The organism is Caldisericia bacterium (assembly GCA_021158845.1).
GTDB lineage: Bacteria > Caldisericota > Caldisericia > B22-G15 > B22-G15 > B22-G15.
Map to the genome: position 1 here is coordinate 1 of JAGGSY010000053.1, position 8,904 is coordinate 8,904.

The following is an 8,904-nucleotide window of genomic DNA, read 5'->3' on the forward strand; positions in this document are numbered from 1 at the left end:
ATCTCACTCTTTCAAGAGGTGGATTTTTTACTTGAGTTGTTAAAAGACGAACATGATGAATCTCTCGTTAATGAATTAAAGGATAAAGTTAAGGAACTTAAGATAGAGATTGAGGAGTATAAAAAGATATTTTTCCTCTCAGGAGAGCATGATAAAAGCAACGCCATTGTTTCACTCTCTGCTGGAGCTGGCGGAGTAGATGCTATGGATTGGACGCAGATACTTCTTGAGATGTATCTTAAGTGGTTTCAGAGAAAAAGGTTTGATTTCAATATTGTAGAGGTTTCTTATGGGGAAGAGGCAGGGATTAAAAGTGCCACAGTTATAGTTAAGGGTGATTATGCCTACGGACTCTTGAAGGGAGAGAATGGGGTTCATAGATTGGTAAGGATCTCTCCCTTTGATGCTGCACATAGAAGGCACACATCCTTTGCGCTTGTAGAAGTTGTACCAGAGATTCCTGAAGAGGAGATAAAAATCAATGAAGATGATTTAAGGATTGATGTGTTTAGAGCCAGTGGTCATGGAGGACAGTATGTTAACAAAACAGATTCAGCAGTAAGAGTTGTTCATATTCCTACAGGAATAGTTGTTACTTGCCAAAGTGAGAGATCCCAGCTTAAAAACAAAGAGACTGCTTTAAAAGTACTTTATTCTAAATTAGTTGAATTGAAAAAGATTGAAAAGGAGAGGAAAGTCTATGAACTGAAGGGAGGATTCAAATCTGCCTCCTGGGGAAATCAGGTAAGGAGTTATGTTTTTCATCCTTACACTCTTGTTAAGGACCATAGAACAGGGTTTGAGACTGGAAACCTTGGAAAGGTATTGAATGGAGAAATTGATGATTTTATATGGGCTTATCTAAGGAAACTAAAGGATGAAAAAGGAAAGAAAGAAAAAGATAATTAAAATAATAAAAAGAGGAGCAGGGATAATTCTTGGCTCCATTATTCAAGCTCTGGGTATAATACTTTTTCTTGCACCAAACAAAATTGCGCCTGGTGGTTTTTCAGGCCTTGCCATAGTTATCCATTATGTAATTCCCATCCCAATAGGAGTAATATACTTTGCCTTAAATGCCCCTCTTTTTATTCTGGCAGCGCGAAAGTATGGGTTTGGTTTCATAGGAACAACTCTCTTCGCAACTATAGCATCTTCTGTTGCGATAGATGTTTTAAATCCGTATTTTTCACCACTTACAAACAATCCTATTCTTGCATCAATATATGGTGGTGTTCTTGTTGGAGTTGGAGTGGGAATAGTTTTTAAAAATTGGGCAAGTACTGGTGGAACAGATCTCCTAGGGCAGCTTCTGTATGATTATTTTGGTCTTTCCTTTGGAACAACCATGCTTATATTTGATACACTGATTGTTATACTTGCAGCCTTTGTATTTAAATCTCCAGATTATGCCCTCTATGGTTTTCTTGGTCTGTTTGTTTCAGCCAAATCTACTGATCTTGTCCAGGAAGGTCTCTCCTATTCAAAATCTGTCTTTATTATCTCCAATTCGTACGAAAGAATAAAGATTAGAATAATAAGAGAGCTTCATAGGGGAGTTACAGAATTTAAAGTTAAGGGTTCATATACGGGAATAGAGAAAACTGCACTTCTCTCTGTTGTTCCCCAGAGACAACTCTCCTCAATAAAAGAGATCATTCACGATGAGGATCCAGATGCCTTTGTTGTGATATTAAATGCTGCACAGGTTATTGGTGAAGGATTCCTTCCCATAGAGGAGGCAAAGAGATGAGAATAGAAGTTGATCCTCATGTTCACACAATTGCTACAGGTCATGCCTTTTCCACAATCATTGAAAATGCCAGGGTCGCTAAAAGAAGAGGACTTTTGGGTATATGTATTACAGATCATGGACCAGCACGACCTGATAGCCCAAAGATTGATTACTTTAAAATGCTTTACAATTCCTATCTTCCCAAAGAAATTGAAGGTGTAAGAGTTTATACTGGAGTTGAATTAAATATTTTATCAAAGTATGGAGATGTTGATTTGCCGGAGTATATACTAAAGAAACTTGATTTTGTTATTGCTTCATTCCATAACGGCACTCCATATTCCTCAAATTCATTAGTGAAAAACACAGAGGCAATCATAAATACGATTAAGAAACCATATATAGATGGAATTTCCCATCCAGGGGATCCCCATTTCCCATATCCTGTAGAACTTGAAGAGGTAGTGAGGGCGGCAGCTCATTTTAAGAAAGCTTTAGAGGTAAATAACAATGCCTTAAAGAGGGGAGAGGTGTGGTTTAAGCACTACACAAAATTAACTGAATTATGTATAAAATATAAGGCTCCCATTCTTATCTCTTCTGATGCTCATTTTTCCTATTATGTGGGAGATTTCTCTCTGTCTTTAGAGGTTATCTCTAAATTTGGTGAGGAAGCATACAATTTAATAATAAATAGGACATTAAGGGGATTTGAGAAATTTATAAAAAAAATCTTAAGTGATACATTAACTCTTGACAAAGGCAAAAAGAGTAGTAAAATAACAGAAAAATGGAAAGGAGGTGAGGAGTACTTTACTTTAAAAAGTAAAGTTCCGAGGAGGTGAAGGAATGAAAAAGATTTTAACTTTAATTCTTGTCTTAGCGTTGATTGTTGGTTTTGTGGGTTTAACAACAAGTTGTAAACCTGAGCAAGGGGGAGAAGAGCAAAAACCGTCCATTGAAACAAGAAAAATTGTAGCACTTCTTCCTTTAACAGGTGTACTCGGCACTTTTGGTGAAAACAGTAAAGAGACAGCTCTTCTTGCCGCAAAGGATGTAAATTATTGGCTTGAGAGAAATGGAAAAAACTGGAGATTAGAGGTTAGTGTAGAGGACACAGCAACTGATCCAACCACTTCATTGAAGAAGATGAAAGATTGGTATGGTGCTGGTGTTAAGTTCTTTGTTGGACCTATGGCAAGTGGTTCATGTAAGGAGCTTTTAACATATGCAAATTCAAACAAGATTCTCTTTGTTTCTCCATCATCTACTTCCACAGCTCTGTCTATTCCCGATGACTATCTTATCAGATTCTGTCCAGATGACTTTATTCAAGGTCCAGCAATTGCAAGACTTATGTGGGAAGCTGGCGTAACAAATGTTATATTTATCTGGAGAGGAGATACCTGGGGTGATGGACTTCAAAGTGCAGTGGAAAAGAGATTTAAAGAACTTGGTGGAAAAGTTTATGATAAGCATATAAGATATGATCCACAACTTGAAGACTTTCCAAAAGAGGCATCGCTTCTTAACAGCTATGTTCAGGATCTCATAAATCAGGGAGTTCCTAAGGACAGAATAGGTATCTCTTTGATTGCATTTGAGGAAAGTGCACCATTAATGGAGGATGCTAACGAGTATCCACTTCTTAAAGAGGTTAAATGGTTTGGCTGTGATGGGACAGCTCTTTCAGAGGCATTAAAATCCCATAAGGTTTCTGCTCCATTTGCCAATACGACAAAGTTTATAAGTACATTCTATGCACCAGGTCTTTCCAAATATCCTCTCTTTGATTATGTCAGAGGATTTGTCCATATGTTCTTAAACAGAGAGACTGATTCTTACTCCTATGGAACCTATGATATAGTATGGTGTCTTGCTTTAGCAATTGATCAGGTAGGTTATGATCCAGAAAAGGTAAAAGATGTCCTTCCTGAAGTAACAGATAAGAGAACAGAACTCTATGGTGCAAGTGGGCATATAGTGCTCAATGAGAATGGTGATAGAGCTTTTGCAGATTATGATTTGTGGCTCATCAACGATAAAGGAGAATGGGAGAAAGTTGGTGTATGGCGTGGTGAGACCGATACCATTGAGTGGATAAAAAATCCATATAAATAAGGTGATAGGGTTGAGTTGATTATAAAAGAGGGGTAATTCTCTGCCCCTCTTTTAATATAAATTAAGGAGGAAAGTATGGATTTACTTGTAGCAACTAACCTTACAAAACGTTTTGGAGGGTTAATTGCTGTTAATTCAGTCGATCTTGTGGTAAAAGAGAACAGTTTTACTCTTCTTATAGGACCAAATGGAAGCGGAAAGACTACTTTTTTAAATGTATGTACCGGTGTATTAAAACCAGATGGTGGAAAAGTTTATTTTGAGGGAAAGGATATTACAGGACTTCCTCCCAATAAGATTTATGATTATGGTCTTATAAGAACCTTTCAGATACCAATTCCCTTTTTGAGTTTAACTATCCTTGACAATGTTATTGCAGCCATGAGGAATCCGGGTGAATATCCTTTTAATGCTTTATTCAAGAGAAAAGAATGGGTGGAGGTGGAAGAGGAAAATATGGAGAAGGCTTTTAGTGTGTTAAAAAGGGTTGGTCTTGATGAAATGTGGGATAAACCAGCTTACTCATTGGGTGGCGCACAGCTTAAAATGTTGGAGGTGGCAAGAGCATTGGCGGCAGGAGCAAAATTGATTGCACTTGATGAGCCGATAGGTGGTGTTGATCCAATATATGCAGATGAGATACTTTCATACCTAAAAGAGCTTCAGAGATCTGGGATTACATTTCTTGTAATAGAACATAGAATTGATATTATTGCCCCTTACGCTGATTATGCTTATGCCATGAATAGAGGAAGTATAATTTCTCAAGGTACTCCAGATGAGGTATTAAATGATCCTCAAGTAGTAGAGGTTTATATTGGTTAAGGAGGAGATATGTTAAGTATCAAGAATCTTTACTCTGGATATGGGAAGTTAAGAGTTTTGTATGATGTGAATGTGGAGGTACCAAAAAAGGAGATTACAGTAATTGTAGGACCCAATGGAGCAGGTAAAACCACACTTCTAAACAGTATTCTTGGTTTTGCAGATGTTTTTTCAGGGAAAATCTATCTTGATGGCAAAGACATAACTGGTACCCCTGCTCATAGGGTAGCTCAGCTTGGTATATCCTTTGTCCCACAACTTGGAAATATTTTTGCCAATCTAACATTAAAAGAAAATTTGATTATGGCGGCGTATACCCTTCCTAAAAAGGAAGTGAATAAGAGAATGGAACAGGTACTTGAGATGTTTCCTGTAATTAAGGAGTTTTTTCACAGAAAAGCAGGAACACTTAGTGGTGGAGAGAGAAGAATGCTTTCCATTGGAATGGGGCTTATGAGAAATCCAAAGATAATGTTACTTGATGAGCCAAGTACAGATCTTGCACCTCTTATAACTAAAGAAGTAATGAGAACAGTAAAAAAGTTAAGAGATGAACTGGGTCTTACTGTTCTACTTGTGGAACAGATGGCAAAGTTGGCATTGGATATTGGAGATAATGCATACCTCCTTGTAAGCGGACAGATAAAGTTTAAAGGTAAGGCAAAAGAGCTACTTCAGCATCCAGAATTGTCTAAACTATACCTTGGAATAAAGGAATAAAGGAGGAAATAAAAATGCCAGGATGGTTAGCAAGCGGATTGGTTTATGCAAGTGGTCTTGCATTAACATCTGGGGGAATCACTTTTCTATATATAACCACAAGAACATTTAACTTTGCACACGCAAGTATGGCAACCTTTGGTTTTTATGTAGTCTATACTCTTGTTGCACTTAAAGGTGGAAATCCCTATATCTATTTCCCCCTTGCATTTCTCTTTGGTTCCCTTCTTGGGATAATTGTATATTTTATCTTAAACAGACCACTTCTTAAGAGAAAGGCAAATGAGATAACCCTTATGATGTCAACTCTTGGATACGATCTTATTCTCTTATCCCTTATTCAAATGTACTGCGACTATCTTACCCATACATATAAACTCTACCCAAGAAGGGTTACAATGAGTGTTTATGATATAAAAATCGGTGGGATGAATGCATCCACATACTTTGCTCCAATTACAGCAGTTTTGATAATTACTGCTTTGAGTCTCTTTTTGACAAAGACAAAGTTTGGAATTGCCATGCGTGCTACTATAGAAAATACACCTCTCTCTGAGGCATCTGGAATAAATTCTGACAAGATTTATCTGACTTCATGGATAATAGGCGGTGGCATGGCTTCTCTTGGTGGTGCAGTTCTTGCTATGGCAACAACTGGAAGCCCAGTTCTTGGGATGAACTTAATTGCAAATATGTTTGCTGGTGCAATACTTGGAGGTCTGTACAGTATATATGGAGGACTGTTTGGTGGTTTCGTTGTTGGTCTTGCAGAGTATGCGATAGTGTATTGGCTTGCACAGAGCTTGGGAACATGGGTTCTTGGATACAGACTTGCAATACCACTTCTCATAATGGTCGTAACTCTTCTTTTCTTCCCAAGAGGTCTTGCTGGCATACAGTGGAAAAAGGCTTTTAAATCTTTATCTTCTGAAAAAGGAGAGGCATCATGAAAAAGATATTTAAGTTTCTTTTAAGGAGAGATGTTTTAATTGCGATTCTTGTTGTAATTGCGTTCCTATTTATCCTTCTATCATCTGGTTTCTCACTGGTTTCTTCAATTCTCATAGATGCTTCTATATTTACAATTATTACTCTTAGCTTGAATCTTGAAACAGGTTTAACAGGTGTCCCTCAGTTTGGAAGGGTGATAGCAATTATCGCTGGTGCCTTTGCAGTTGGTGCAATTCCAGGGAGAATTATGGCTCTGTTTATGCATCTTCCAGCAGGAGCAGAGTATGCAAACGATGCAGTGAATTATAAGGTAGTACCTGTTATAAATAAGCTCTTGGAGAGTAATCCTGCTCTTTCCATTCTTGTATTAATAATAAGTCTTGTAATTGCAGCTATTTTTGGAGCTATCATGGGATGGATTACATCAAGACCAGCAATTAGATTAAAAGAAGCTTATCTTGGAATATCATTGCTTGCCATTGGAGATTTCTTAATGTGGGTTGGTCACAACTGGGAACCTCTTGTTGGTGGTACTACTGCAGTCTTTGTTCCAGATCCATTGAGAGCTTTTGGCGTTAATAGAATGGTAATGGCTCTGATTATGACTGTAGTTCTTGCAATAATTTCCTATATTATAGTGGAGAAACTAAACCGCTCTCCATTTGGAAGAACTTTAAGAATGCATAGAGATTCAGATCTTGCGATGAGTGTTTATGGTAAAGATAAGGTAAAAGTTAGAACGAGAAGTTTGGTTATAGGTGCCGCTTTGGCTGCTGTTGCTGGTGGAGCCTATGTTATATATACAGGAACATGTACTGCCATAAGTTTTACCCGTCTTAACTGGACATTCTGGCCATGGGCGTACATGATGCTCGGAGGAATTGGCAGTAATACAGGAGTTGTTCTCGGAGTACTTGCCCTTGCAGTAGCAAGGTCAATGATAGTTATATACAGGGGATCTGTCTTTGGTTTCCTTATGAATTGGGGAATTGATCCAATATGGCTTGAGTACACTCTTCTTGGTGCAGTAATCATTATAATAATTCTGTTCCTTCCTCAGGGTCTTGTTCCAGAGAAAACCGAGACTATTTACCTTCTGAAAGGGTGAAGAGAATATATGAAAAGATTATAAAGAAGAAATAGTTTAACTTCTTTTCTAAGTTGGGGGTGTGGTGGTTTGTTAAATTCTAAAAATAGGGGTTGGGGTTTGAAATAAAACGGTAAGAACTCTCAACCCCTATTTTTAGAGAATCTTTAATTGATAAACCTTTAATAATGCCATATATAAATCCAGCAGCAAAAAAGTCTCCTGCTCCAGTTGGATTAATTATCCTTCCCCTTTTTCCACTGATCTTTATAAAAACCTCTTTATCTATGTAAAAAGCACCCTTTTCTCCTCTGGTAATTACTGCTCTATCCATGTATTTTAATAATTCTTCTCTTATCCTGGAAGGTTCATTTTCTCCTGCGAATAGTTGTGCTTCTTTTTCATTCATAAATATGAATGAGAAATCTCTTAAAAGGTTGAGTATCTTTTCTTTTCTCTTCAAAAGAACTTTTGAGAATGATAATGTTACAATTTTTTTCTTTACAATGTGCCTTATTCTATCAAAAATTTTAAAACCAGTTTCTTCAGAGAAGAGATAGGGCGATATGTGAATAATGCTTGATCTTTCCAGCAAATCAACCCATCTTTTCTCAAACTGCAAGTATCCATTGGCTCCTTTAAAACCAATCATTGCCTTTTCATCATTCTTAACCAGTATATAGACTATACCAGTAGTGGCATTCACTTTTTGAATGAAGGATGTATCAACAAGCCTCTCTATTTTTTTAACAATGTAGTCTCCTATAACATCGTTTCCAATAGCTCCTATTAAGGTAACATCCACTGAATTTATCGCTAAGGAAATTGCTGTGTTTAAAGCTGCACCCCCTGGTCTTATGGAGATGTCCTTAGGATGAATTGATTCCTCCTTGGTGGGAAATCTGTCCACAAAACCCATAATATCAAGATTTATATCCCCAATAACAACCACTTTTTTCACTTATAAATTAGCCCTCTAAGAGTTTTTAAATCTTTAATGTATGCTTCCTCTCCTCCTGGGGTTTCAAGAATCATGGGAAGATTAGAAAATAGTTTATTATTTACAAGGAATTTAAAAGCCTCCAGTCCTATTTCTCCATCACCAATATTTGTATGTCTATCCACCCTTGAACCTAAGGGAGTTTTAGAATCATTTATGTGAAAGACAAATAGGTTATCTAAACCAATTATTCTGTCAAATTCTTCAAGAACTCTCTGAAAATTTTCCTTACTTCTAATGTCATATCCAGCTTCAAATACATGTGCTGTGTCAAAGCACACTCCCGCTCTTTGCCTGTTTTCTATCCCATCAATTATTTCTTTAATCTGCTCAAACCTATAACCTATGTTTGTTCCCTGCCCTGCAACTGTTTCCAGAAGTATTTTTACATCTGTGTGAGATGTTTTTCTAATGATAAAATTTATACTATCTATTATAATTTTTATTCCCTCTTCTTCACCATAT

At 37.1% G+C, this 8,904-nt stretch carries 10 protein-coding genes; 8 read left to right on the forward strand and 2 right to left on the reverse strand.

Features of this window, described 5'->3' with window-relative positions; all coding sequences use genetic code 11:
* The 8 genes from prfB to J7J33_02090 all read left to right on the forward strand — a co-directional run.
* Positions 1-909 (forward strand): peptide chain release factor 2 (gene prfB / locus J7J33_02055; GenBank protein ID MCD6168072.1); only part of this gene is annotated, 909 nt, incomplete at its 5' end.
* Entirely contained in the window at positions 878-1,753 is an 876-nt protein-coding gene (locus J7J33_02060) for a YitT family protein (GenBank protein MCD6168073.1), read from the forward strand. The genes prfB and J7J33_02060, both read left to right, overlap by 32 nt.
* Positions 1,750-2,580: a phosphatase gene (locus J7J33_02065; protein MCD6168074.1), complete on the forward strand. Its 831-nt coding sequence runs from the start codon at positions 1,750-1,752 to the stop codon at positions 2,578-2,580. Before J7J33_02060 ends, J7J33_02065 begins: the two co-directional genes overlap by 4 nt.
* A gap of 4 nt (positions 2,581-2,584) precedes the next feature.
* On the forward strand, positions 2,585-3,856 hold the full coding sequence (locus tag J7J33_02070) for a penicillin-binding protein activator (GenBank protein ID MCD6168075.1): 1,272 nt from the start codon (positions 2,585-2,587) through the stop codon (positions 3,854-3,856).
* 75 nt (positions 3,857-3,931) lie between these two features.
* Entirely contained in the window at positions 3,932-4,681 is a 750-nt protein-coding gene (locus J7J33_02075; GenBank protein ID MCD6168076.1) for an ABC transporter ATP-binding protein, read from the forward strand.
* Between the two features lie 9 nt (positions 4,682-4,690).
* On the forward strand, positions 4,691-5,401 hold the full coding sequence (locus tag J7J33_02080; protein MCD6168077.1) for an ABC transporter ATP-binding protein: 711 nt from the start codon (positions 4,691-4,693) through the stop codon (positions 5,399-5,401).
* Between the two features lie 14 nt (positions 5,402-5,415).
* The gene (locus J7J33_02085) at positions 5,416-6,351 is read left to right on the forward strand and encodes a branched-chain amino acid ABC transporter permease (protein MCD6168078.1); all 936 of its coding nucleotides are present in this window, start codon (positions 5,416-5,418) and stop codon (positions 6,349-6,351) included.
* Positions 6,348-7,460, forward strand: coding sequence for a branched-chain amino acid ABC transporter permease (locus tag J7J33_02090; protein MCD6168079.1), 1,113 nt, complete (start codon positions 6,348-6,350; stop codon positions 7,458-7,460). The genes J7J33_02085 and J7J33_02090 overlap by 4 nt, the downstream gene beginning before the upstream one ends.
* 79 nt (positions 7,461-7,539) lie before the next feature.
* On the opposite strand, the gene J7J33_02095 is transcribed toward J7J33_02090, so the two are convergent.
* A complete protein-coding gene (locus J7J33_02095) occupies positions 7,540-8,400 on the reverse strand; it encodes a carbohydrate kinase family protein (protein MCD6168080.1) in 861 nt (286 codons plus the stop codon).
* Positions 8,397-8,904, reverse strand: a 508-nt coding sequence (locus tag J7J33_02100) for a deoxyribonuclease IV (protein MCD6168081.1), incomplete at its 5' end; no start/stop codon positions are given. The genes J7J33_02100 and J7J33_02095, both read right to left, overlap by 4 nt.

What these genes read in the sequence shown, in the direction of transcription:
- J7J33_02060 (MCD6168073.1), top strand. Translation starts at nt 878, where the DNA reads ATGAAAAAGGAAAGAAAGAAAAAGATAATTAAAATAATAAAAAGAGGA.
- J7J33_02065 (MCD6168074.1), top strand. Translation starts at nt 1,750, where the DNA reads ATGAGAATAGAAGTTGATCCTCATGTTCACACAATTGCTACAGGTCAT.
- J7J33_02070 (MCD6168075.1), top strand. Translation starts at nt 2,585, where the DNA reads ATGAAAAAGATTTTAACTTTAATTCTTGTCTTAGCGTTGATTGTTGGT.
- J7J33_02075 (MCD6168076.1), top strand. Translation starts at nt 3,932, where the DNA reads ATGGATTTACTTGTAGCAACTAACCTTACAAAACGTTTTGGAGGGTTA.
- J7J33_02080 (MCD6168077.1), top strand. Translation starts at nt 4,691, where the DNA reads ATGTTAAGTATCAAGAATCTTTACTCTGGATATGGGAAGTTAAGAGTT.
- J7J33_02085 (MCD6168078.1), top strand. Translation starts at nt 5,416, where the DNA reads ATGCCAGGATGGTTAGCAAGCGGATTGGTTTATGCAAGTGGTCTTGCA.
- J7J33_02090 (MCD6168079.1), top strand. Translation starts at nt 6,348, where the DNA reads ATGAAAAAGATATTTAAGTTTCTTTTAAGGAGAGATGTTTTAATTGCG.